The following is a 23440-nucleotide window of genomic DNA, read 5'->3' on the forward strand; positions in this document are numbered from 1 at the left end:
CCGCGCACGCACCCGCGCCCCACCCCACAGACCCCCCGCGCCACCCCCGGAACCCCCGCACCCCCTCCAGGCCGCCCGCGGGCCGTCGCGCGCTAGCCCACACGTCATGTCGCCGTAACCATCGATTCAGACACGCTTGCGACGCTCGCCGAATGAAGCCCGCCGTGCCAGAGCCTTCGCCCCCGCCCGAGGGGACCTCCGGGAACGGAAGCGCGGACGCCAGCGCCGTGCTCCCGCCCGCCCGCTCCGACGCGCCTGTCTCGCTCGTGGCGCGGAAGAATGGCTCTATGAGCCAGCAGAACGCCCAGGCACCGGTCCCGCAGGTCCAGCACGCCCAGCCCTCCGTGGGCTCCATCGCCGCGCACCGCCCGCACACCGTGGCGGCGGCGGTCTCCGATCTGGAACCCGACATCGACTCGGACCTCGACGTGTACGAGGAGCAGGCGGACGGCGCCCAGCTGCCCCAGGGCCGCTTCCTCGACCGGGAGCGCAGCTGGCTCGCGTTCAACGAGCGCGTCCTCGAACTCGCCGAGGACCCGAACACCCCCCTGCTCGAACGAGCGAACTTTCTGGCGATCTTCGCCAGCAACCTGGACGAGTTCTTCATGGTCCGGGTCGCCGGCCTGAAGCGCCGTATCGCCACCGGCGTCGCCACCCGCTCCGCCTCCGGCCTCCAGCCGCGCGAGGTGCTGGAGATGATCTGGGCCCGCTCCCGCGAGCTGATGGCCCGGCACGCCGCCTGCTACCACGAGGACGTCGCCCCCGCCCTCGCGGAGGAGGGCATCCACCTGGTCCGCTGGAGCGAGCTGACCGAGAAGGAACAGGCCCGCCTGTTCACCCTCTTCAAGCACCAGATCTTCCCGGTGCTCACCCCGCTCGCCGTGGACCCCGCGCACCCCTTCCCGTACATCTCCGGCCTGTCCCTGAACCTGGCCGTCGTCGTGCGCAACCCGGTCAGCGGCCACCGGCACTTCGCCCGCGTGAAGGTGCCGCCGCTGCTGTCCCGCTTCCTGGAGGCCTCCCCGGGCCGGTACGTCCCCATCGAGGACGTGATCGCCGCCCACCTGGAGGAGCTGTTCCCGGGCATGGAGGTGCTGGAGCACCACGCCTTCCGCCTCACCCGCAACGAGGACCTGGAGGTCGAGGAGGACGACGCCGAAAACCTGCTCCAGGCCCTGGAGAAGGAGCTGATGCGGCGCCGCTTCGGGCCGCCGGTGCGCCTGGAGGTCGAGGAGTCCATCGACCGCGAGGTGCTGGACCTGCTGGTGCGCGAGCTGAAGATCAGCGAGGCCGAGGTCTACCCGCTGCCCGGCCCCCTGGACCTCACCGGCCTCTTCCGCATACACGGCCTCGACCGGCCCGAGCTGAAGTACCCCAAGTTCATCGCCGGCACCCACCGCGACCTCGCCGAGGTCGAGTCCTCCTCGCCGCCCGACATCTTCGCCGCCCTGCGCCAGCGGGACGTGCTGCTGCACCACCCCTACGACTCGTTCTCCACGTCGGTGCAGGCCTTCATCGAGCAGGCCGCCGAGGACCCCGACGTCCTCGCGATCAAGCAGACCCTCTACCGCACCTCCGGCGACTCCCCCATCGTCAACGCGCTCATAGACGCGGCCGAGGCCGGCAAGCAGGTCCTCGTCCTCGTCGAGATCAAGGCCCGCTTCGACGAGCACGCCAACATCAAGTGGGCGAAGAAGCTGGAGGAGGCCGGCTGCCACGTCGTCTACGGCCTCGTCGGCCTGAAGACCCACTGCAAGCTGTCCCTGGTGGTCCGTCAGGAGGGCGAGACGCTACGGCGCTACAGCCACGTCGGCACCGGCAACTACCACCCGAAGACGGCCCGGCTCTACGAGGACCTCGGCCTGCTCACCGCGGACCCCCAGGTCGGCGCGGACCTCTCCGACCTCTTCAACCGCCTCTCCGGCTACTCCCGCCGGGAGACCTACCGCCGTCTCCTGGTGGCCCCCAAGTCGCTGCGCGACGGCCTGATCTCCCGCATCAACAAGGAGATCCAGCACCACCGCGCCGGCCGCCCCGCCTACGTCCGCATCAAGGTCAACTCGATGGTCGACGAGGCCGTCATCGACGCCTGCTACCGGGCGTCCCAGGCGGGCGTGCCGGTCGACGTGTGGGTGCGCGGCATCTGCGCGGTGCGGCCGGGAGTCGCGGGCCTGTCGGAGAACATCCGGGTCCGCTCGGTCCTCGGCCGGTTCCTCGAACACTCCCGCATCTTCGCCTTCGCCAACGGCGGCGAGCCCGAGGTGTGGATCGGCAGCGCGGACATGATGCACCGCAACCTCGACCGCCGGATAGAGGCCCTCGTCCGGGTCGTCGACCCCGCCCACCGGGCCGCCCTCAGCCGGCTGCTGGAGACCGGGATGTCGGACTCCACCGCGTCCTGGCACCTGGGCCCCGACGGCGAGTGGACCCGGCACGCGACGGACGGGGACGGCACGCCCCTGCGGAACATCCAGGAGATGCTCATAGACGCCCGGAGGCGCCGGCGTGGCAAAGCGACACCTTGACCCGACGGACCCCGTGGCCGGGCCGCGCCCCGAGCCGGCGGCCGCGCCGGAGCGGGCAGGCACAGTGCGGGCAGGCACGGAGCGGGCAGGCCCCCCCACCGGGGACGCGCTCGCGGGCTATCTGCGCGCCCAGGCCACGGAGTTCCTGCGCGCCCTGCGCCAGCACCGGGAGACCGGCACCGGGGACTCCCTCGACGCGGCCCGGGCGCTGCGCCGCTCGGCCCGCCGGATCAGCGGCAGCCTGCACACCTTCCGCCCGCTGCTGGACAGCGACTGGTCCGAGGCCATGCGCCCCGAACTGGCCTGGCTGTCCGGCACGCTGGCCCTGGAGCACGCCTACGCGTCCCGCCTGGACCGCCTGCTGAACGCCCTGCACCGGCTGTCGGGCTCGGCGGCGTTCCCGGACCGGGCGGGCACCGGCGCGACGGCCCGCGTGGGCGGTGGCGGCGGTGGCGGCGGTGGCGGCGGCGGTCCGGAGCGGGGCAGCCTCACCGTGGGCGCCGCGAAAGCCGGCGCCCTACTCGACCGCCAGCTCACCCTCGCCCGCACCCGGGCCCACTCCACCGCCCTGCAGGCCCTCGGCTCCTCCCGCTTCCACGCGGTGGCCGACAAGGTCGCCTTACTCGCCAGCGAGGTCCCGCTCACCGCCACCGCCGCGGCGACCGACCTGCGCCCGCTCGCCACCGCGGCACAGGAGCGCCTCACGGCCGCGGTCGCCGCCCTGCCCCTGGTCACCGCGGGCAGCCCGTACAACGCCGAGGCGCTGATCCACGGCCTCTCCCCCGACCCGGCCCCGCACCCGCAGGACGCCCCCTGGCACCAGGTCCGCCTCCTGCTGCGCCTGCACCGCTACGCCCGTGAGGTCCTGGAGGGTGAGGCGGGCCCGGTCGACGTCCGCCTGCTGGCCGCGGGTCAGGCCCTGAACCGGCACCGCGACGCCTCCGAGGCCGCCGCCGCGGCCGCCGCCGCGGCCCGCACCCCGCGGATCGCCCCCGCCACCGCCTACGCCCTCGGCGTCCTGCACGCCGACCAGCGCCACGAGGTGGAGGCGGCCCGGTTCGCGTTCCAGCAGTCCTGGCAGAAGCAGACGGTGAGCACGCCATGAGCGCGGTGAGCAGCCCGTGAGCGCGGAGAGCACCCCATGACCATGGTGAGCACCCCGTGAGCGCGGACGGCGGGCAGCGCCCCCCGACCGGTCGGCAGGCCGGCGTCCCGGCCGCCGCCGGGGCCGGTGACCCGGTCCGGGCCGCCGGCTGTGTGCTGTGGCGCCGCCCGGCGGCCGGCGCGGCGGTGGAGATCTGCCTGGTGCACCGCCCCAGGTACGACGACTGGTCGCACCCCAAGGGCAAGCTGAAGCGGGACGAGGACCCGCTGTCCGGCGCGCTGCGCGAGGTGGAGGAGGAGACCGGCCACACCGCGGTGCCGGGCGCCGAGCTGCCGACCGCGCGCTACCTGGCCGACGGCCGCCCCAAGGAGGTCCGTTACTGGGCGGCCGAGGCCGGCCCCGGCACCTTCGTGCCCACCGACGAGGTCGACCGGATCCTGTGGCTGCCCGCGGACGCGGCCCGCGACCGCCTCACCCGCCCCCGCGACAGGGAACTGGTGGACGCGCTCCTGGCCGCCCTGCGCGACGTCTGACGCCCGGCTCACCCCTCACCGGCGTGCCCCGCCCCGTCCGTGCGTGCCTGGCTGCGCGCCCGCCGGGCGGGCCCGCGCCAGCCGCAACTGCACCGCGCCACACAAAACGGCCCCTGCTCCACCGTCGACACCCGGTGTTCCGCATGGTTTCGGCCAGGGGCGAGCCTGTCCTGCTCGGTCACGCCGTCACGGTAACCGGTGAAGGTGAACAGCCCGTGGAGAGCCCTCCGCCCGCGCCGCGCGCCCCGCCCCGGCGGCGTGACGGCCCAACCTACCCGTCGTTAACCGGACAACACGGGGCCCGTGACGGACCGACGGACGGCTGGGGGTAGGCAGGCGATGGCGGAGCGGCAGCACGGCAGGGCGGGCGGGACGGTCGTCGCGGCGGGGCTGATGGCCTGGGTCTGCCTGGGCGCCACGGGATGCCAGAGCAGCGGCGCGGCGGCCGACGACGCCGCGGCCGCCGACCCGGTCGGGACCCTGCACCGGGCCGCCGACGTCCTGGTGGCCGCGGGTACCTCGAAGGCGCGCACGTCGATGGAGATGGCTACCGGCGGCACCCGCGTGACGATCCGCGGCGAGGGCGTCTACGACTACACGCGCGGCCTGGGCCGCCTGAAGGTGATGCTCCCGCACGACCCGGCGGGCACGGCCGAGCGCCGCCCCATCACCGAACTCCTCACGCCGGGCGCCCTCTACATGAAGAACCGCGGCGCGGGCGTCCCGGCCGACAAGTGGGTCCGGGTCGACACCGGCACGCTCTCCGACGGCAACCTGGTCACCGGCGGCGCCACCGATCCGCTCGCCGCGGCGGAGGTGCTGCGCGGGGCGCGGACGGCGACGTATGTCGGCCGGACGCGGTTCGCGGGCACGCCGGTGCGCCACTACCGCGGCACCGCGCACCTCGCCGAGGCCGCGAAGAAGGCCTCGCCCGGCGGGAGGGCGTCGCTCGCGGCGGCGGCGGAGGGGTTCGCCACGGCCGAGGTCCCGTTCGACGTCTTCCTGGACGACGAGGGCCGCATCCGCAAGGTCCGGCACCGCTTCAGCTTCGTCAACGGCAGCGGGAAGACCGCCGTGGCGGTGGCCTCCACGACCCTGCTGTACGCCTTCGGCACCCCCGCCGACGTACGGCTGCCGCCCGCGCGGGACATCTACGCGGGCCGGATCGCGGAGCAGTGAGCGCACGCGCGGAGGGACGGGCCGGGGGACGGGTCCGGGGGACGGCTGAGGGGGCCGCGCACGGGAGAGGTGACCGGCTGGAACTAGCCCGTCCGTGCCATGCGCGGTGCGCGGGCCGCTCCCTACTCTAGGAAGCGGTGACGGCAGAGAAGAGGTGATGCGCGTGGCTCCGGTCGGCGGTCCGGCGGTTCAGGACCACGTGGCCCTCGCCGAGATCGAGCTGTGCGGAGAGCTGATCATCGCGGCCTCGGCCGCCGAGGACCGGCTCAGCATGGAGAGCATCGACCAGGTCCTGCGGGTGGCCGAGGAACGCGCGAGCGCGCCGAGACCGTAGGACGGACCGGCGGGGTCAGGTGCGCAGCATCCGCCCGATCGCCTTGGTGGCCTCCTCGACCTTGGCGTTGATCTCGTCCCCGCCCTTGAGCGCCGCGTCGGCCACGCAGTGCCGCAGGTGCTCCTCCAGCAGCTGGAGCGCGAAGGACTGCAGGGCCTTCGTGGAGGCCGAGACCTGGGTGAGTATGTCGATGCAGTAGACGTCCTCGTCGACCATCCGCTGCAGGCCGCGGATCTGGCCCTCGATCCGGCGCAGCCGCTTGAGGTGCTCGTCCTTCTGGTGGTGGTACCCGTGGAGCCCGCGGTCGTGATCGGTCACCACGGCCTCAACGGAACCCTCCGCGGCCGCCTCCGCGACGGCTTCGGCGGGCGCACCGGCGCCGGCCTCGGTGGTCGTCATAGCGTCCTCCATCCACAAACCCATCCCCATACCCCTACTGGGTATATCGTACTGGACTTTGCCGGGTATGCGCCCCTTGCCGGCAGGCTGCACCGCGCCCCCGCGACGCCCCCGTGCCGATAACTCTGCCCGATGGGCGACACTGGGGGACGGCCCGATAGCCGTGGCCGGATGATGCGCCTAGCATCAGCCTGACCGAAACCGATGCATCCCGAGGACCCCACGTGCGCTTTCGTCTGACCCCCAGGGAGACGAGCTTCTACGACATGTTCGCCGCCTCCGCGGACAACATCGTCACGGGCTCGAAGCTCCTGATGGAACTGCTCGGGGCGGACGCCTCCGCCCGGGCCGAGATCGCGGAGCGTATGCGGGCAGCGGAACACGCAGGTGACGACGCCACGCACGCGATCTTCCACCAGCTGAACTCCTCCTTCATCACGCCCTTCGACCGCGAGGACATCTACTCCCTCGCCTCCTCCCTCGACGACATCATGGACTTCATGGAGGAGGCCGTCGACCTGGTCGTCCTCTACAACGTCGACGAGCTGCCCAAGGGCGTGGAGCAGCAGATCGAGGTGCTGGCGCGGGCGGCGGAGCTGACCGCCGAGGCCATGCCGCACCTGCGCACGATGGAGAACCTCACCGAGTACTGGATCGAGGTCAACCGCCTCGAGAACCAGGCCGACCAGATCCACCGCAAGCTGCTCGCCCACCTCTTCAACGGCAAGTACGACGCCATCGAGGTGCTGAAGCTCAAGCAGATCGTCGACGTCCTCGAAGAGGCCGCCGACGCTTTCGAACACGTGGCGAACACGGTGGAGACCATCGCCGTCAAGGAGTCCTGAGGCGTCGATGGACACCTTCGCCCTGGTCGTGACCATCCTGGTCGCACTCTTCTTCACCTACACCAACGGCTTCCACGACTCGGCCAACGCGATCGCCACCTCCGTGTCGACGCGCGCGCTCACCCCGCGCGCGGCGCTCGCGATGGCGGCCGTGATGAACCTCGCGGGGGCGTTCCTCGGCTCCGGGGTCGCCAAGACGGTCAGCGAGGGCCTGATCCAGACGCCCGAGGGCTCCACCGGCATGGGGATCCTCTTCGCCGCGCTGGTCGGCGCGATCGTCTGGAACCTCGTCACCTGGTACTTCGGCCTGCCGTCCTCCTCCTCCCACGCGCTGTTCGGCGGCATGGTGGGCGCGGCGCTGGCCGGCGGGACGACCGTGTACTGGGACGGCGTGCTGGAGAAGATCGTCATCCCGATGTTCGTGTCACCGGTGGTGGGCCTCCTGGCCGGCTACCTCGTGATGACGGCCATCATGTGGATGTTCCGGCGCACCAACCCGCACAAGGCCAAGCGCGGCTTCCGGATAGCGCAGACGGTGTCCGCGGCGGGCATGGCGCTCGGCCACGGCCTCCAGGACGCCCAGAAGACCATGGGCATCGTGGTCATGGCCCTGGTCATCGCCGACGTCGAGGACTACGGTGACCCGATCCCGATCTGGGTCAAGGTCGCCTGCGCCGTGATGCTGTCGGCGGGCACCTACGCGGGCGGCTGGCGCATCATGCGCACCCTCGGCCGCAAGATCATCGAGCTGGACCCGCCGCAGGGCTTCGCCGCCGAGACCACCGGCGCGACGATCATGTTCGGCTCCGCGTTCCTCTTCCACGCACCGATCTCCACCACCCATGTCATCACCTCCGCGATCATGGGCGTCGGCGCCACCAAGCGCGTGAACGCCGTCCGCTGGGGCGTCGCCAAGAACATCGTCCTCGGCTGGTTCATCACCATGCCGGCGGCGGCGACGGTGGCCGCGGCCTCGTACGGCCTGGTGCACCTGGCGTTCCTGTAGCACCCGGCGCTCGTGCGGCGGCGCCGCCGAGGCACCGCCGCCGAAGCACCGCCGCGAAGCGCCGCAGGCAACGCGATGGGCCCGCCCCCGGGAGCCAGGGGCGGGCCCTTTTGCGACCTCGCGGTGGCACCGCCATGCAGCACCGCGAGGAGTCGTCGGCTCAGCCGAAGCGGCCGGAGATGTAGTCCTCGGTCGCCTGGACCGACGGGTTGGAGAAGATCCGCTCCGTGTCGTCGATCTCGATCAGCCGGCCGGGCTGCCCGACCGCGGCGAGGTTGAAGAACGCCGTACGGTCCGAGACACGCGCCGCCTGCTGCATGTTGTGCGTGACGATGACGATCGTGAACCGTTCCTTCAGCTCGCCGATCAGGTCCTCGATGGCGAGGGTGGAGATCGGGTCGAGGGCGGAGCACGGCTCGTCCATGAGCAGGACGTTCGGCTCGACGGCGATCGCCCGCGCGATGCACAGGCGCTGCTGCTGGCCGCCGGAGAGGCCGGAACCCGGCTTGTTCAGGCGGTCCTTGACCTCGTTCCAGAGGTTCGCGCCCCGCAGCGACTTCTCGACGATGTCGCTCAGCTCGCTCTTCTTGTAGTTGCCGTTCAGGCGCAGCCCGGCCGCCACGTTGTCGAAGATCGACATCGTGGGGAACGGGTTCGGGCGCTGGAACACCATGCCGACCTCGCGCCGCACGGACACCGGGTCGACCCCGTGGCCGTACAGGTCCTCGTCGTCGAGCATCACCTTGCCCTCGACCCGCCCGCCGGGCGTGACCTCGTGCATACGGTTCAGGGTGCGCAGGAACGTCGACTTGCCGCAGCCGGACGGGCCGATGAAGGCCGTCACCGAGCGGGGCTCGACGGTCATCGAGATGTCCTCGATCGCCTTGTGGGAGCCGTAGTAGGCGGTCAGTCCGCTTACGTCGATTCGCTTGGCCATTTTTTACGTCACTTCCCAAGGGTTCGATCGGTCGCCGTTGGCCGCGTCAGCGACCGGTCTTCGGGGCCTTCCAGCGGGCGATGCCGCGGGCCACCAGGTTCAGGATCATCACGAAGGCGATCAGCGTCAGCGACGCCGCCCAGGCACGGTCGTAGGCCGCGGGCGAGCCCGCGCTCTGCGAGTACTGCTGGTAGATGTAGAGCGGCAGCGACGCCTGCGGGCCCTCGAAGGGGTTGTTGTTGATGAACGGGTTGCCGAACACCAGCAGCAGCACGGGCGCCGTCTCACCGGCGATGCGGGCGACCGAGAGCATGATGCCCGTGGTGATGCCGCCGACCGCGGTCGGCAGGACGACCTTCAGGATGGTCCGCCACTTCGGCACACCGAGCGCCAGGGAGGCCTCCCGCAGCTCGTTCGGGACGAGCTTCAGCATCTCCTCGGTGGAGCGGACGACCACCGGCATCATCAGGATCGCCAGGGCCAGCGCGCCGGCGAAGCCGGAGAAGCCCATGTCGAAGATCAGCAGCAGGCTGAGGATGAACAGACCGGCGACGATCGAGGGGATGCCGGTCATCACGTCGACGAAGAAGGTGACGGCCCGGGCGAGGTTGCCGCGCCCGTACTCCACCAGGTAGATCGCGGTGAGCACGCCGATCGGCGCGGCGATCAGGGTGGCGAGGCCGACCTGCTCCAGCGTGCCGATGATGGCGTGGTAGATGCCGCCGCCCGGCTCGGAGTCGGCGATGAGGCCCATGGAGTGGGTCAGGAAGTAGCCGTCGAGGACCTTCACACCGCGCGAGACGGTCGTCCACACCAGGGAGACCAGCGGCACCACGGCGAGCAGGAAGGCGACCCAGACCAGCGAGGTCGCGATGCGGTCCTTGGCCTGACGGCCGCCCTCGACGCGCGCCGCGATGACGTACGTACCGAGGACGAAGAGGATCGCGGCGATCAGACCCCACTGGATCCGGCTCTCGATCCCGACGGCGAGGCCGCCGCCGACGGACACCGCGACGGAGCCCGCGGCGATCGCCCAGGGGGACCACTTCGGCAGACGGGCGCCCTGGAGCGTGCTGGGGCGCTTGACGGCGGTCGTGGTGCTCATGCGTTGGCCCCCGAGTACTCCTTGCGGCGGGCGATGATCGCGCGGGCCGCGCCGTTGACCAGCAGCGTGATGACGAACAGGACCAGACCGGAGGCGATGAGCGCGTCCCGGCCGAACTCCGTCGCCTCGCCGAACTTGCTGGCGATGTTCTGGGCGAAGGTGCCGCCGCCCGGGTTGAGCAGGCTGGCGTGGATCAGGAAGTCCGGCGACAGGACGGTGGCGACGGCCATGGTCTCGCCGAGCGCGCGGCCGAGGCCGAGCATCGAGGCCGAGATCACGCCGGAGCGGCCGAACGGCAGCACCGCCATGCGGATGACCTCCCAGCGCGTGGCGCCGAGGGCCAGGGCCGCCTCCTCGTGCATCTGCGGGACCTGCTTGAAGACCTCGCGGCTGACGTTGGTGATGATCGGCAGGATCATGATCGCCAGCAGGATGCCGACGGTGAGCATCGAGCGGGGGGCGCCGCCCTCCCAGTCGAAGACGCCGGTCCAGCCGAAGTAGTCGTCCAGCCAGCCGAACAGGCCGTCCATGTGCGGGACGAGGATCAGGGCGCCCCACAGGCCGTACACGATGGACGGCACGGCGGCGAGCAGGTCGATCACGTAGGCGATCGGGCCGCTCAGCCGGCGGGGGGCGTAGTGGGTGAGGAACAGCGCGATGGCGACGGCGATCGGGACCGCGATGACCATGGCGATGACCGAGGACACGATCGTGCCGTAGGCCAGGACCGCGATGCCGAAGACCGGCGGCTGGGCGCTGGTGTTCCACTCGAAGGTGGTGAGGAAGTCGCCCTCGTTCTCGCTGATCGCGAGGGCGGCCCGCCAGCTGAGGAAGACCGCGATGGCGGCCATGATCGCCAGCAGCAGGATGCCCGAGCCGCGGGACAGGCCCAGGAAGATGCGGTCGCCGGGCCGGGTGGCGCCGCGGGCCGCGCGCTTCTGCTCGGGCAGGGTGGGCTGTGGGCTGGGGGGAGGTGCGTCGGTGGGTGCTGTCGTTATGTCCATCGGGGTCTCCGGTCTGCGGAGCCGCGCTCGGCGGGCGGCTCGGTGGAGCGGTGCGCGGGGCGCTGCTCCGGGCGGCGGTGCACCGGACGGTGCGGTCCGGTCCCGCTCGGGACCGGACCGCACTCGGGTCAGCTCAGCTCTTCGATGGTGGTGCGGACCTTGGCGATGATGTCCGCGGGCATCGGCGCGTAGTCGTTGGCGGCGAGGACCTTCTGGCCGTCCTCGCTGGCGATGTAGCGCAGGAAGGCCTTGGTGGCGGGCAGGGTCTCCTGCTTGTTGCCCTTGTCGCAGACGATCTCGTAGGTGACGAGGGTGATCGGGTAGGCGCCCTCGGCCTTGGTGGCGTAGTTCAGCTCCAGGGCGAGGTCCTTGCCGGTGCCCACGACCTTGGCGTCCGCGATGGCCTTGGTGGCGTTCTCGACGGTGGCCTCGACCGGCTCGCCGGCGCCCGTGTCGATGGCGGCGGCCTTGATGCCGTCCTTGGCGTACGACAGCTCCATGTAGCTGATGGCGCCGGCGGTCTGCTTGACCTGCTGGGCGACACCGGAGGAGCCCGCGGCGGACTGGCCGCCCTTGGCCTGCCAGGCCTTGCCGCCCTCGTACTTCCAGTTCTCCGGGGTGGCGGCGATCAGGTACTTGGTGAAGTTGTCCGTGGTGCCGGACTCGTCCGAGCGGTGGAACGCCTGGATCTTGAGGTCGGGCAGCTTGGCGTCCGGGTTCAGCTTCTTGATCGCCGCGTCGTTCCACTTGGTGATCTTGCTGTCGAAGATCTTGGCGATGGTCGGCGCGTCGAGGACCAGCTTGTCGACACCCGGCACGTTGTAGCCGACGGCGATCGGGCCGCCGACCATCGGCAGGTCGATGCCCTGGCCGCCGGAGCAGACCTTCTTGGAGGCCGCGATCTCCTCGGAGTCCAGCGCGGAGTCGGAGCCGGCGAAGGCGACCGTGCCCTGCGTGAAGGCGGTGACGCCGGCGCCGGAGCCGCCGCCCTTGTAGTTGACCTGAACGCCCTTGCACTGCTGGGTGAACTGCTTCACCCAGGCGTCGATCGCGTTCTTCTGCGCCGAAGAGCCGTCGGCCAGCAGCTGGCCCTGGGCGTCGTCACACTTGATCGAGCCGGCCGCCTGCGTACCGCCCGTCGGGTCGGCACTGGTGCCGGGGTCGTCGGAGCCGCACGCCGTGAGGGCCAGGGCGCCGGAGACGGCGAGAGCACCGAGGGTGAGGGCCCGCCGGTTCTTGCGCTGAAGCTTCACTTTCGGGAGTTCCTTCCGGGAGCCGCCGTCCTGAATCCGGCGGCGTGCGAGAAGTGCGGGTGAGACGGGCGCGAGGGCGGACGTGGCATCCGGGCGCGCTCGTCGTCAGCAAGGCCGAAATTAGGCAGATCAGGTGAAGCCGCCTATGGCCGGAAGTGAACGGGGGGTGAACCCCTGCGGACGGTGCGGTTAGGTCACGGAATGCTTACAGGGAGAACACGTGGAGGTCCCGGTCCCGGCCTGCACGGCTGTCGGCACTGCGAACTCCCAAGAGCGAGCAAATGGAGCATTTGCGTGGAAAGTACACCACTTTCCGTACACAGCGGGAGTACCCGATCGGGTAGGGAACCCGCCGCCCGCGGACCCCGTCTCGTTCCCTGAGAGCACCCGTCGGGCGAAGGCAGGCAGCACATGGAACGGCGTACGTTCATCGGCGGCGGCACGGCCGCGCTCGCGGCGGCGGTCTCCGTGGCGGCCTGCGGCGGCGGCACCGGCCGCGCCCAGGCGACGGCCACCGCGACCGGCACCGGCACGGGTGCAGCCGCCGGCACCCGGACGGCCACGACCAGCGCCGCCACCCGGGCCTCCGCCCAGTGGGGCGCCCTCGCCCGCGACCTCGACGGCGCCCTGATCCGCCCCGGCGACACCGCCTGGGCCACCGCCCGCCAGCTCTACAACACCCGCTTCGACGCCCTGAAGCCCGCCGCCGTCGCCTACGTCGCCCACGCCGACGACATCACCACCACCCTCGCCTACGCCCGCGCCCACGAACTGCGCGTCGCCATCCGCAACGGCGGCCACTCCTACGCGGGCTGGTCCTCCGGCAACGGCCGCCTGATCATCGACGTCTCCCGGCTGAACCGGGTGCGGGCGAGCGGGAGTTCCGCCGTGGTCGGCGCCGGCGCCAAGCTGATCGACGTCTACCGCGCGCTGGCGGCGAAGGGCGTCACCGTCCCGGCCGGCTCGTGCCCCACGGTCGGCGTCTCCGGCCTGGTCCTCGGCGGCGGACACGGCGTGGTCTCCCGGGCGTACGGCCTGACCTGCGACAGCCTCACGGCCGCCACGCTCGTCACGGCCGACGGCAAGCAGATCACCGCCGACGCCACCCACCACAAGGACCTCTTCTGGGCCCTGCGCGGCGCGGGCAACGGCAACTTCGGCGTCGTCACCGAACTCCACTTCCGCACCCACCCCGCCCCGCAGGCGGTGACGGCGTACCTGTCCTGGCCGTGGGCGAAGGCGGCGGCCGTGGTGAAGGCCTGGCAGGAGTGGGGCCCGGACCAGCCGGACGAGATCTGGTCCTCGCTCCACCTGGCCTGCTCGGCCGGCGGCGCCCCGAAGGTCTCCGTGGCGGCCTTCTCCCTCGGCACGTACGGCGAACTGCAGAACGCGGTCGACCGCCTGGCCGCCCGCGTCGGCGCGTCCGCGAGCAGCGTCTCGCTGCGCCGCCGCTCCTACGAGGAGGCCATGGAGGTCTACGCCGGCTGCGCCTCCTTCTCCACCGACGCCCAGTGCCACCTGCCCGGCACCACGCCGGGCCGCTCACCCCAGGGCGCGCTGGCCCGGGAGACCTACGCGGCCCGCTCCGACTTCTTCGACCGCTCCCTGTCCACGGCGGGCATCCAGACCCTGCTCACCCGCATCAAGGACGTGCGGGGCGGCGCGGGCAGCATCGCGCTCACCGCGCTGGGCGGCGCGATCAACCGCGTCTCGCCGACGGCGACGGCGTTCGTCCACCGCCGCTCCCGGATGCTCGCCCAGTACCTCGTCTCCTGGCGCACGGGCACCTCCGGCTCCACCGCCCGGGCCTGGCTGGATTCCGCCCACCACGCGATGCGCCCGCACGCCTCGGGCGCGGCCTACCAGAACTACGCGGACGCGGCCCTGACGAACTGGCGCACCGCGTACTACGGCGACGCGGTCCCACGCCTGACGAAGCTGAAGCGGACGTACGACCCGGGCCGGGTGTTCACGTATCCGCAGGCGCTGTGAGGCGGGGCACTGGGAGGTGCGGCACTGGGAGGTGGGGCGCCGTGAGGCGGGAGGGACCCGACAGGCACCCGACGGAGGAGGCGCCTCACGGGAGACCCACTGGACGGGGAGGCGCCGCCCAGTCACCGTGGCCCGGCCTTGCCCGGCCGCTCAGGCGGCCAGATCCCGCTCCTCGCTCTGCCTGCCGGCGGCCTCCCGCCGGGCGCCCGGGATCATCGCGTCCCGGCTCCCCCCGGACGGCCGCTTCCAGATCAGCCACCCCACGCGCGGCGACCGCTCCATCGCCCGCGCGACAGGCGTGAGGAGTGCCATGGCGACGGGCGAGAGCAGCAGCGCGACGGCGGTGCCGAGCGCGAGGCCGCCGATGACGTCGGTCGGGTAGTGCACACCCATGTAGACCCGGCAGAACCCTTCGAGCAGGGCGAGCACGAGTCCGACGAGTCCGAATCTGCGGTTGGCGACGAAGAGCCCGACGGCCATGGCCATGGTGATGGTCGCGTGATCGCTGACGAAGGAGTAGTCCGTCTTGCCGGAGACGAGGACGTCGAGGCCCTCGTGCTCCAGAAACGGCCGGGGCCGTTCGACGAACCCGCGTATCGGCACGTTCACCAGCACGGCGACACCGGCCGCGAGCGGCGCCCACACCAGCGCGGCGACCGAGGAGGCCGCGTCCTCCGCGGACTGTGCCCGGCGCCGACCCGTCCACCAGCACCACAGCACGAGGAGCACCATGGCGAGCAGCAGTCCGTACTCGCCGACGTACTCCATGACCCGGTCGAACCAGTGCGGCGCGTCCTTGGCCAGGCCATTGATGTCGTAGAGCAGCTCGACGTCGGGGTTCGACCCGGATTGCGCGAGTCCAGCCATGGTGCAGCGGCCCCTTCGTCGTCATCTCACCGGCGCGCCCTTGTCGCGCGCCGTCCTGCCACCCCCGTGGTACGTAGAGCGATCGGCTAGGTCTTCGGGCTAGGTCAATCGGCTACGTCAACAGGAACGCACGATCCCGGTTCCTACGTTCCACATTCCACTGAATGATCACGCAGACGTTATCGAAGAGAGATACATCGCCGCAGCTCAGGGGTGGGGTTCACACGCCGTTCCGGCCCTGTCAGGCGGTCGTGGGCAACGCTTTTGCGCCATCTTCGGTGACCCGGGTCGCCCCGAAGTACTTCTTCGTGTCGATCGGGTCGAACCGGATCACGGCCCCCGTGTAGGGCGCGTCGATCATGTACCCGCCGCCCACGTAGATCCCGACGTGGTCGATGGCCCGCGAGTTGGTCGGGTCGGGCGAGAAGAACACCAGATCACCGGGGAGCAGCTCGTCCCGCGACGGGTGCGGCCCCGCGTTGTACTGATCGTTCGCCACCCGGGGCAGCGTGATCCCCACACTCTCGTACGCCGCCTTGGTCAGCCCGGAGCAGTCGAACCGTCCGCCCTGCTCAGGCGTACCGTTGCCGCCCCAGAGATAGGGCGTGCCGAGCTTCTTCTGCGCGTAGTGGATGGCCCCGGCGGCCTGCTTGGAGGGGTCGAGCCGGGTCTGGGGGGCGGCGAAGCTCTCCTCCAGCGTGGTGATCGTCTTGACGTAGTTCCGGGTCTCCCGGTACGGCGGCACGCCCTTGTACTTGATCACCGCGTAGGCCCCCGCGTTGTAGGCGGCGAGCATGTTCGCGGTGGGGTCGCCGGGCACGTCCTTGACGTACTTGGCGAGCGTGCAGTCGTACTTGGCGGCCGATGGAATCGCGTCATTCGGGTCCCAGACGTCCCGGTCGCCGTCCCCGTCGCCGTCGATCCCGTGCGAGGCCCACGTCCCCGGGATGAACTGCGCTATCCCCTGCGCGGCGGCCGGACTCTTGGCGTTCGGGTTGAACCCGCTCTCCTGGTACAACTGCGCGGCGAGCAAGGCGGGGTTGATGGCGGAGCAGAGGTTGCCCCACTTCTCCACCAGCGGTCGGTACGCGGCGGGCACCGATCCCTTGGCCAGCGTCCTGCTCCCGCCGCGCATCCCGTTGACCAGATTGCCGGCGACGACGTACACGCCGACCACGAGCAGCATCACGAAGGCGAGCGAACCACCGACCACAGCAGTGCCAACGACCCACGCCTTACGCACCGTCAACCGCCCCTCACCGTCCGGGAGTACGCCGCCGCCAGTGTAGATGCGGACCTCCCACGAGGGGATGCTCCCGCTCGCTGGCGTCTCGGATCCGGTCGTAGCTGCTCTGGTCGGCGAGCATCACCTTCGCGCGACCTCCGTGAACCACGTACCCCGCCGTTCGGGTCAGGTCAGGTCCGTGACGAGAACGTAGTCGTAGTACAGAGGGTCCCCCTCCCCGTCCACGGGGTAGTCGAAGCTGCTGCTGTTCGCGAAGCGCAGGCCGAGGTCCGTGACCTCCTCGAACCCGTAGTCGCTCTCGGCGACTTCGTGCCCACGCTCCTCCAGGATCTCCGGCAGGTCGTCCGCCGGCGTGCGGAAGACGTCGATGCCCTCCAGAGGAGACGGATGTCGGCGGCCTCGTCACGGAACCGCCACACCTCGATCCCGGTCAGCTCTTCCTTGTCCTCCGCTTCGAAGAGGAGGACGAACTCGAATTGGTACGTCTCGTTGACGACGACGTACTTGCCCGGCGGGCGCCCCCCTTCAGGGGAGTGCTCGACACGTCCCCAAGTCCGAGCCTCGGCCACCGCATCGTCGAACGGCATACCAAGCCGGAACGCTGCGACGCCGACATGCGGCAACAGCTCGACGTCCATCTTTCCGCCTCTCTCACGGCCTGTTGCCGCTCCGTGACCCGCGCGATCAGTTCCCCGACCACCCGGTCGGCGACCTCGTCGACGATCTTCTTGACCAGTAGCCTCATCGCCGCGATCCCCGCGGCGCCGAGCAGCGCGGACAGACCGCCGGTGAAGGCCGCGAGCCCGAGCGAGATGCCCGCGCTCGAGCTGATGTACACCCGCAAACGCGACCCGGACATCCCCGAGCAGCTGGCCGACGCCATCGCCCGCACGAAGGAAACCTTCTTCCGACTCATCACCGACGCCCAGGAGCGTGGCGAGATCGTTCCGGACGACCCCGAGCGCATCGCCCTCCTGGCCGGTGCCGCCCTGCACGGCGTCGCCGGCTTCACCGCCACCGGCCACCTGCCGCCCGAGACGGCCCTGACCGGCGTCGACGAGCTGGTCCACCATCTGCTGCACGGACTGCGACCCCGATAGCCTTCACCCGAACGGCTCTCACCCGCAGAACATCGGCGCGATCGCTCACCCGTCACACCATCAGAAACCGGCGTACGCACCAAAAGTGACACAACGACGGAACCACACCACAGGTTCCGCACTCGCCTCGTTGCCCGGCGTCACCTGCCGTGATACACAGAGTGACCATACGAGCTATTCGTACGAAACCTGCCAAGCAATGACGCCAAGTCGACATACCTGGGCGTCATTGTCGGCGAGAATGAGGCCTGACCTCTGCGCACCGCAGGGGACTGCGGAACTACCCAACAGGGGCGGTGACTTACATGCTCTTTGCGGCCGACAAGGGAGACATCAACACCATCATCGGCGGAATCGCTCCGGACTGGGGGCCCTTCGGCAGCCTGGGCAACGAGGCCAAGGTGATGATCGAGGTGGTGATGGCGGTCGCCATCCTGATCTGTCTGGGCATCGCCATCTGGGGCGCCGCGAAGCAGCGCATCGGCGCGACCGCGCTGCGCGACACCTTCAGCGCGGAACAGGGCAAGGGCCTCATCATCGCCGGCCTCACGGGCGTCTTCATCATCGGGTCCCTCGGCACGCTCTTCACCATCGTGTACGGCATGGCCGTGTAGCCCGGCGCGCGCCGCCGACCGTCGCGGGCGCGCCCAGTCCGCTCCGGGCACGCCCGGTCCCCTCTACCCCACCCGCCCGTCGTGCCCACCGGCTGAGGTTGCGTTTCCCTGATGTCGAGTCACCACACCGCGCCCGCGCGGGAACCAGCACGGCTACCGTCGTACTGCCACACGTTCTTCCGGTACGAGGGTTTCCGCTACGACGTCGAGGGGGCGGACGCGGCATGAGTCTCGGAGACGAACACCAGCCGGAGGGCTCCGGCGGCTACGCCGGCACCGGGCACACCCGCACCCGCCTGCCCGACTCCGACCCCTACGGCGGCGCCCGGCGCCCCGGCCGCTCCTCCTCGCGGAGCCTGGTCACCGTCGTCGGCGTCGTCGTCCTCCTCATCGCGGCCATCGCCTTCGCGAACCGCGGCGACGACGACGCCCCCGCGGGCGCCCAGGCCCCCGAACAGCCCCGCCCGGCGGCGACGGCCGCGAGCGGGGTCCACCCGGTGAAGGCGGGCTTCGCCCGGGACGAACAGGGGGCACAGAGCGCTGCGGCGAACTATGCGGTCGCGCTCGGCTCCGCCGAGATGTTTGACAAGGTCAAGCGTGACGCCATCCTGCGGAGCATCATCACGCCGTCTCGCATCGCCAGCTTCGAAGCGACGCTGGACAAGGCCTACACGCCCGCGTTCAACAAGAACGTCGGCCTGAACGAGGACGGCACGACCCCCAAGGGCTACACGTTCGTGTCCCGGACCAGCCCGATCGGCACGAAGGTCACCAAGGCAACGGCCGACACCGCCACGGTCGAGGTCTGGTGCAGCGGCCTGCTCGGCCTCGCGGGTGAGAACTCGACGACTCCGGTCACGAACAGCTGGTTCACCATCACCATGCAGCTCGAGTGGACCGCGGACGACTGGAAGATCGTGACGCACTCCCAGAAGGAAGGCCCCGCGCCCGTTCCCGGCGACGACAGGGCCTCCAGCGCCGACGAGATGGCCAAGGCCGTCCAGGAGTACGGAGGGTTCACGTATGCCCGGTAGGCGCCGCGCACTCAAGCTGACTGCCGTCCTGGCGACCGCGCAGACCACCGTGGTCCTCGCGGCCACGAACGCCACGGCCGCCCCCACGCCGTCCCCCACACCCTCCGCATCGCCGTCCCCGACAGTCTCATCGACCCCCTCGGCATCTCCCTCTACGTCCCCCTCCGCCAGCAATGACCCCTGCGATCTCATCCACGGCCCCGCCAAGGACTACTGCGAACGTGGTCAAGGCGGTCGCTCCCGGTCCGGGGGGACCGACACCCTCGACCCCACCTCCACCCTCGACCCCCTCTCCTCCCTCGCCAAGGGCTGTGCCGACGCCGCGTCCTGGACGATCGACAAGCTCAGCGAGGCCGTGCAGGAGACCGCGAACGTCGACTTCACGAACAAGACGTTCCTCCAGCAGTACGCGGTGGTCTTCGCCGCGTCGACGATCCTCACGCTCCTGCTCTGGCTGCTCGCGGTCGCCAAGCGCGCGGTACGCGGCGTGCCCCTCGCCACCGCGATCTCGGAGGCGATCGGCTTCCTCTGGCTGACCGTCCTGGCCTCCGCGTTCACCCCGCTGATCCTCTACACCGTCGTCTCGGCCACCGACGGCATCACCGAGGTCCTCGCGAAGGCCACCGGCGACCGGACCGACACGTTCTTCGGCAACTTCTCCGCCGCCCTGGAGAAGGGCGAGGACATCGGCGGCGGCCCGATCATGCTGATCGTCGTCTCCCTGGTCAGCATCCTCGCCGCGGGCGTCCTGTGGCTGGAACTCGTCATCCGCGCCGCCCTGCTCTACGTCGGCGCCCTCCTCGGCACCGTCGTCTACGCCGGCCTGGTCGACAAGAACCTGTGGGGCCACGTCCGCCGCTGGGCGGGCATCATGATCGCCGTCATCCTGGTCAAGCCGGTCATCGTGATCGTCCTCGGCCTCGCGGGCGCCCTCTCCGCCGACGACGGCCCGGACGCCTTCTCCGCGGTCGTCTCCGGCCTCGCGATCATCCTGCTCGCCATCTTCGCCAGCGCGATGATCTACCGCTTCGTCCCCGGCTTCGGCGACGAGATCGCCGGCTCCCGCAACAACCGCATCATGGCCGGCGCCGAGAGCAAGGCGGCGGCCGTCATCAGCAGCCCGGCCACCCTCGTCGCCCAGGGCATCAAGACCCACAGCTCCCGCGCGGACAACAACGGCGCCCCGCCCACCGGCGGCATGAGCGGCGCCCGCCCGGCCAACACCGCCGCCGGCGGCGTCGCCGCGCACAGCACGCGCACCTCGACCGGTGGCGGCGGATCTGTCCCCTCCGCCGCGCCGCCGCCCCGCTCGTCCAGCCCGGTGAACACACCTCACGCCAGCAACACCCGCAACAGCAGTACCCATCGCACGGGAGGTGAAGGGCGTTGACGACCGACTCCCATCTGCCCCATCCGGTCACGCCCCGCCGTACCTATCTGATCGGCCGTGCCCGGCCGAACGCGATCGTCGGACGCAACCGCGAGACCGGCGAGATCGTGCTGATCATCTCGGGCGCGTTCCTCGGCATGATGTGCGGGCTCCTCGTTCCGGTCCTGTCCCTGCGGATCGTGCTCCTCATGGGTTTCCCGCTGCTCGCGCTGGCCGCGGTCTACGTCCCGTACAAGCACCGCACGTTCTACAAGTGGTTCGAGATCAACCGCAGCTACAAGCGCACCCTGCGCCAGGGCGCCACCTACCGCTCCGGCGCCATGGAGGCCGGCACCCGCCTCGACGGCCGGGAGATCGAGATCGGGCCGCCGCCCGGCATCGGCCGGATCACCTGGCTCTCCGCGCCCTTCGGCCCGGACGAGATCGCCGTACTCCTGCACGCCGACCGCAAGACGGTCACCGCCTGCATCGAGATCGAGGGCCCCGGCGTCGGCCTGCGCGACTCGGAGGACCAGGAAGCCCTGGTGGACCGTTTCGGCACCCTGCTCAAGCACGTCGCCAACGGCGACGGCTTCGTCACCCGCCTGCAGATGCTGGCCCGCACCCTCCCCGCCGACCCCGACGCCCACGCCAAGGACGTCGCGGTCCGTGGCGACGACCGCGCACCGGCCTGGCTCCAGCAGTCCTACGACCAGCTCCAGTCGATGGTGTCGACCAGCAGCGAGCAGCACCGCGCGTACCTCGTCGCCTGCATGCACTACACCCGCGAACTGGCCGCCGAGGCCCACGCCATGGCCCGCGCCGCCCGCCCGCACGGCGGCAAGGTCGACCGGGACGCCGGTCTCGCCGTCGTCATGGCCAGGGAGCTGACGGACATCTGCTCCCGCCTCCAGGAGGCCGACATCCGGGTTCGCCAGCCCCTCGGCCAGAGCCGGCTCGCCTCCCTCATCCACTCCATGTACGACCCGGACCACCCGATCGACCACATCCAGGCGATGACCAAGCGCAACGCCTGGCCGGCCGAGCTGGACGCCATGGAGCCGACGTTCCTCCAGGCCAAGACCCGCGAGTCCGCCACCCGCGCCCCCTGGTGCCACGCCACGGCCTGGGTGAAGGAGTGGCCGATGACGCCCGTCGGCGTCAACTTCCTCGCCCCGCTCCTCGTCCACACCCCGGACGTCATCCGCACCGTCGCCGTCACGATGGACCTCGAACCGACGGAGGTCGCCATCGAACGCATGCTCACCGAGAAGACCAACGACGAGGCGGAGGCGTCCCGCGCCGCCAAGATGAACCGCACCGTCGACCCGCGCGACATCGCCGCCCACAACCGCCTCGACCAGCGCGGCGAGGATCTCGCGAGCGGCGCCGCGGGAGTGAATCTCGTCGGCTACATCACGGTCTCCTCGCGTAATCCCGAGGCGCTGGCCCGCGACAAGCGCACGATTAGGGCATCGGCCGGAAAGTCGTATCTGAAGCTGGAATGGTGTGACCGCGAGCACCACCGCGCCTTTGTGAACACGCTGCCCTTCGCCACCGGCATTCGGAGGTAGGACCTGATGCGGGACCCGCTGTCCGTCCTCACCGACGCCTTCACGTCCTTCCTGTTCGGGAAGGTCGAGACGACCCGCCTGCCGGTCCGCACGTCGACCGGCCAGGCACAGGCGGTCTACCTGCCGACGGCCGCACCCGGTCTCGGCGACTCCGGCGTCATCATCGGCCGCGAGGTCTACTCCGGGAAGGGGTACATCTACGACCCCTTCCAGCTGTACGGCCAGCAACTCCCCGCGCCGCACTGGCTCGTCCTCGGCGAGTCCGGCAACGGCAAGTCGGCGCTGGAGAAGACGTACGTCCTGCGCCAGCTGCGCTTCCGCGACCGCCAGGTCGTCGTCCTCGACGCCCAGGGCGAGGACGGCGTCGGCGAATGGAACCTGATCGCGCAGGAGCTGGGCATAACGCCCATCCGGCTGGACCCGATGGCCGCCCTGGACCACGGCATCCGGCTCAACCCCCTGGACCCGGCGATCACCACGACCGGGCAGCTCGCCCTGCTGCGCACCATCATCGAGGTGGCGATGGGCCACGGCCTCGACGAGCGCTCCGGCTTCGCGCTGAAGGTCGCCCACGCCTACGTCAACGAGACCATCGTCGAACGCCAGCCCGTCCTCTCCGACATCGTCGAGCAACTGCGCCACCCCGAGCCGGAGTCGGCCGAGGCGATGAACGTCGACATAGACGACGTACGGGCGTGGGGCCTGGACGTCGCCCTGGTCCTGGACCGGCTCGTCGACGGTGACCTGCGCGGCATGTTCGACGGCCCGACGACGGTCGGCATCGACCTGGACGCCCCGCTGATCGTCTTCGACCTGTCCCACATCGACCGCAACTCCATCGCCATGCCCATCCTCATGGCGATCGTCGGCGTGTGGCTGGAGCACACCTGGATCCGCCCCGACCGGAAGAAGCGCATCTTCCTGGTCGAGGAGGCCTGGCACATCATCAACAGCCCGTTCGTCGCCCAGCTGTTCCAGCGGCTGCTGAAGTTCGGCCGGCGGCTCGGCCTGTCGTTCGTCGCGGTCGTCCACCACCTGTCCGACGTCGTCGACGGCGCGGCGGCGAAGGAGGCCGCCGCCATCCTGAAGATGGCGTCCACCCGGACGATCTACGCCCAGAAAGCCGACGAGGCCAGGGCGACCGGCCGTGTCCTCGGGCTGCCGAGGTGGGCGGTGGAGATCATCCCCACCCTCACCCCCGGCATCGCCGTCTGGGACGTCAACGGCAACGTCCAGGTCGTCAAACACCTGGTCACCGAGACCGAACGCCCGCTCGTCTTCACCGACCGCGCGATGACCGAGTCCGCCAGCGACTTCATCGACCACGACGCCCTGCGCGCCGCCGAGCTGGAGGCCGAGGAGCGGGCCGCGGCCTTCGTCGAGCAGCACCTCGGCGACTCCGAGTCCACGGTGGCCTGA

The 23440-nt window shown here is 70.8% G+C and carries 22 protein-coding genes; 14 read left to right on the top strand and 8 right to left on the bottom strand.

All coding sequences use genetic code 11. The annotated features are described in order from the left end of the window. Positions 1-152 precede the first annotated feature (152 nt). From AB0K92_RS13825 to AB0K92_RS13845, 5 genes are all read left to right on the top strand, one after another. Positions 153-2525 carry an RNA degradosome polyphosphate kinase gene (locus AB0K92_RS13825; protein WP_365922452.1) on the top strand — a complete coding sequence of 791 codons (2373 nt, stop codon included), beginning with the start codon at positions 153-155 and terminating at the stop codon, positions 2523-2525. 64 nt (positions 2526-2589) lie between these two features. Further along, positions 2590-3630: a CHAD domain-containing protein gene (locus AB0K92_RS13830; protein WP_365922497.1), complete on the top strand. Its 1041-nt coding sequence runs from the start codon at positions 2590-2592 to the stop codon at positions 3628-3630. Between the two features lie 56 nt (positions 3631-3686). Next, positions 3687-4163 carry an NUDIX hydrolase gene (locus AB0K92_RS13835; protein WP_365922454.1) on the top strand — a complete coding sequence of 159 codons (477 nt, stop codon included), beginning with the start codon at positions 3687-3689 and terminating at the stop codon, positions 4161-4163. A 339-nt stretch (positions 4164-4502) separates the two neighbouring features. Further along, positions 4503-5342, top strand: a complete 840-nt coding sequence (locus AB0K92_RS13840; protein ID WP_365922456.1) for a hypothetical protein — start codon at positions 4503-4505, stop codon at positions 5340-5342. Positions 5343-5499: 157 nt separating this feature from the next. Then, on the top strand, positions 5500-5676 hold the full coding sequence (locus AB0K92_RS13845; RefSeq protein WP_166000117.1) for a hypothetical protein: 177 nt from the start codon (positions 5500-5502) through the stop codon (positions 5674-5676). 15 nt (positions 5677-5691) lie between these two features. Here the strand turns inward: AB0K92_RS13845 and AB0K92_RS13850 are convergent, their stop codons facing one another. Then, the gene (locus tag AB0K92_RS13850; protein WP_365922458.1) at positions 5692-6075 is read right to left on the bottom strand and encodes a metal-sensitive transcriptional regulator; all 384 of its coding nucleotides are present in this window, start codon (positions 6073-6075) and stop codon (positions 5692-5694) included. A 224-nt stretch (positions 6076-6299) separates the two neighbouring features. Here AB0K92_RS13850 and AB0K92_RS13855 point away from each other — a divergent pair, with 224 nt between their 5' ends. Beyond that, positions 6300-6920 carry a DUF47 family protein gene (locus AB0K92_RS13855; RefSeq protein WP_166000123.1) on the top strand — a complete coding sequence of 207 codons (621 nt, stop codon included), beginning with the start codon at positions 6300-6302 and terminating at the stop codon, positions 6918-6920. 7 nt (positions 6921-6927) lie between these two features. Further along, a complete protein-coding gene (locus tag AB0K92_RS13860) occupies positions 6928-7926 on the top strand; it encodes an inorganic phosphate transporter (RefSeq protein WP_365922460.1) in 999 nt (332 codons plus the stop codon). A gap of 160 nt (positions 7927-8086) precedes the next feature. On the opposite strand, the gene pstB is transcribed toward AB0K92_RS13860, so the two are convergent. From pstB to pstS, 4 genes are all read right to left on the bottom strand, one after another. Beyond that, positions 8087-8863, bottom strand: a complete 777-nt coding sequence (pstB, locus tag AB0K92_RS13865) for a phosphate ABC transporter ATP-binding protein PstB (RefSeq protein ID WP_166000128.1) — start codon at positions 8861-8863, stop codon at positions 8087-8089. 46 nt (positions 8864-8909) lie between these two features. Then, entirely contained in the window at positions 8910-9968 is a 1059-nt protein-coding gene (gene pstA, locus AB0K92_RS13870; protein WP_365922462.1) for a phosphate ABC transporter permease PstA, read from the bottom strand. Further along, entirely contained in the window at positions 9965-10972 is a 1008-nt protein-coding gene (gene pstC, locus AB0K92_RS13875) for a phosphate ABC transporter permease subunit PstC (protein WP_365922464.1), read from the bottom strand. The genes pstA and pstC overlap by 4 nt, the downstream gene beginning before the upstream one ends. A gap of 128 nt (positions 10973-11100) precedes the next feature. After that, entirely contained in the window at positions 11101-12225 is a 1125-nt protein-coding gene (gene pstS / locus AB0K92_RS13880) for a phosphate ABC transporter substrate-binding protein PstS (RefSeq protein WP_365922466.1), read from the bottom strand. 411 nt (positions 12226-12636) lie between these two features. On the opposite strand from pstS, the gene AB0K92_RS13885 reads away from it, so the two are divergent. Next, complete coding sequence (locus AB0K92_RS13885; protein ID WP_365922468.1) at positions 12637-14217, top strand: FAD-binding oxidoreductase; 1581 nt, start codon at positions 12637-12639, stop codon at positions 14215-14217. A gap of 150 nt (positions 14218-14367) precedes the next feature. Here AB0K92_RS13885 and AB0K92_RS13890 read toward each other — a convergent pair whose 3' ends face one another. The 3 genes from AB0K92_RS13890 to AB0K92_RS13900 all read right to left on the bottom strand — a co-directional run bounded on the left by AB0K92_RS13890 (position 14368) and on the right by AB0K92_RS13900 (position 16968). Beyond that, positions 14368-15084 carry a phosphatase PAP2 family protein gene (locus AB0K92_RS13890; protein WP_365922470.1) on the bottom strand — a complete coding sequence of 239 codons (717 nt, stop codon included), beginning with the start codon at positions 15082-15084 and terminating at the stop codon, positions 14368-14370. A gap of 241 nt (positions 15085-15325) precedes the next feature. Then, positions 15326-16333, bottom strand: coding sequence for a bifunctional lytic transglycosylase/C40 family peptidase (locus tag AB0K92_RS13895; RefSeq protein ID WP_277347403.1), 1008 nt, complete (start codon positions 16331-16333; stop codon positions 15326-15328). A 167-nt stretch (positions 16334-16500) separates the two neighbouring features. Further along, a complete protein-coding gene (locus AB0K92_RS13900) occupies positions 16501-16968 on the bottom strand; it encodes a hypothetical protein (RefSeq protein ID WP_365922472.1) in 468 nt (155 codons plus the stop codon). 90 nt (positions 16969-17058) lie between these two features. Here AB0K92_RS13900 and AB0K92_RS13905 point away from each other — a divergent pair, with 90 nt between their 5' ends. The 6 genes from AB0K92_RS13905 to AB0K92_RS13930 all read left to right on the top strand — a co-directional run bounded on the left by AB0K92_RS13905 (position 17059) and on the right by AB0K92_RS13930 (position 23440). Then, positions 17059-17430: a TetR-like C-terminal domain-containing protein gene (locus AB0K92_RS13905; protein WP_365922474.1), complete on the top strand. Its 372-nt coding sequence runs from the start codon at positions 17059-17061 to the stop codon at positions 17428-17430. 305 nt (positions 17431-17735) lie between these two features. Then, the gene (locus AB0K92_RS13910; RefSeq protein ID WP_004000049.1) at positions 17736-18044 is read left to right on the top strand and encodes a hypothetical protein; all 309 of its coding nucleotides are present in this window, start codon (positions 17736-17738) and stop codon (positions 18042-18044) included. A 224-nt stretch (positions 18045-18268) separates the two neighbouring features. Beyond that, complete coding sequence (locus AB0K92_RS13915) at positions 18269-19078, top strand: hypothetical protein (protein WP_365922476.1); 810 nt, start codon at positions 18269-18271, stop codon at positions 19076-19078. Beyond that, positions 19068-20468 carry a hypothetical protein gene (locus AB0K92_RS13920; RefSeq protein ID WP_365922478.1) on the top strand — a complete coding sequence of 467 codons (1401 nt, stop codon included), beginning with the start codon at positions 19068-19070 and terminating at the stop codon, positions 20466-20468. Before AB0K92_RS13915 ends, AB0K92_RS13920 begins: the two co-directional genes overlap by 11 nt. Continuing rightward, a complete protein-coding gene (locus AB0K92_RS13925; RefSeq protein WP_365922480.1) occupies positions 20465-22021 on the top strand; it encodes an SCO6880 family protein in 1557 nt (518 codons plus the stop codon). The genes AB0K92_RS13920 and AB0K92_RS13925 overlap by 4 nt, the downstream gene beginning before the upstream one ends. Before the next feature lie 6 nt (positions 22022-22027). After that, positions 22028-23440: an ATP-binding protein gene (locus AB0K92_RS13930; protein ID WP_365922482.1), complete on the top strand. Its 1413-nt coding sequence runs from the start codon at positions 22028-22030 to the stop codon at positions 23438-23440.

The sequence above is a fragment of the Streptomyces sp. NPDC052687 genome (assembly GCF_040678395.1).
Lineage (GTDB): Bacteria > Actinomycetota > Actinomycetes > Streptomycetales > Streptomycetaceae > Streptomyces.

Excerpts from the sequence above, each read along its gene's own strand:
- AB0K92_RS13825 (WP_365922452.1), top strand. The coding sequence starts at position 153 with ATGAAGCCCGCCGTGCCAGAGCCTTCGCCCCCGCCCGAGGGGACCTCC.
- AB0K92_RS13840 (WP_365922456.1), top strand. The coding sequence starts at position 4,503 with ATGGCGGAGCGGCAGCACGGCAGGGCGGGCGGGACGGTCGTCGCGGCG.
- AB0K92_RS13845 (WP_166000117.1), top strand. The coding sequence starts at position 5,500 with ATGCGCGTGGCTCCGGTCGGCGGTCCGGCGGTTCAGGACCACGTGGCC.
- AB0K92_RS13850 (WP_365922458.1), bottom strand. The coding sequence starts at position 6,075 with ATGACGACCACCGAGGCCGGCGCCGGTGCGCCCGCCGAAGCCGTCGCG.
- AB0K92_RS13860 (WP_365922460.1), top strand. The coding sequence starts at position 6,928 with ATGGACACCTTCGCCCTGGTCGTGACCATCCTGGTCGCACTCTTCTTC.
- pstB (WP_166000128.1), bottom strand. The coding sequence starts at position 8,863 with ATGGCCAAGCGAATCGACGTAAGCGGACTGACCGCCTACTACGGCTCC.
- pstA (WP_365922462.1), bottom strand. The coding sequence starts at position 9,968 with ATGAGCACCACGACCGCCGTCAAGCGCCCCAGCACGCTCCAGGGCGCC.
- pstC (WP_365922464.1), bottom strand. The coding sequence starts at position 10,972 with ATGGACATAACGACAGCACCCACCGACGCACCTCCCCCCAGCCCACAG.
- AB0K92_RS13885 (WP_365922468.1), top strand. The coding sequence starts at position 12,637 with ATGGAACGGCGTACGTTCATCGGCGGCGGCACGGCCGCGCTCGCGGCG.
- AB0K92_RS13890 (WP_365922470.1), bottom strand. The coding sequence starts at position 15,084 with ATGGCTGGACTCGCGCAATCCGGGTCGAACCCCGACGTCGAGCTGCTC.
- AB0K92_RS13900 (WP_365922472.1), bottom strand. The coding sequence starts at position 16,968 with ATGGACGTCGAGCTGTTGCCGCATGTCGGCGTCGCAGCGTTCCGGCTT.
- AB0K92_RS13910 (WP_004000049.1), top strand. The coding sequence starts at position 17,736 with ATGCTCTTTGCGGCCGACAAGGGAGACATCAACACCATCATCGGCGGA.
- AB0K92_RS13915 (WP_365922476.1), top strand. The coding sequence starts at position 18,269 with ATGAGTCTCGGAGACGAACACCAGCCGGAGGGCTCCGGCGGCTACGCC.
- AB0K92_RS13920 (WP_365922478.1), top strand. The coding sequence starts at position 19,068 with ATGCCCGGTAGGCGCCGCGCACTCAAGCTGACTGCCGTCCTGGCGACC.
- AB0K92_RS13930 (WP_365922482.1), top strand. The coding sequence starts at position 22,028 with ATGCGGGACCCGCTGTCCGTCCTCACCGACGCCTTCACGTCCTTCCTG.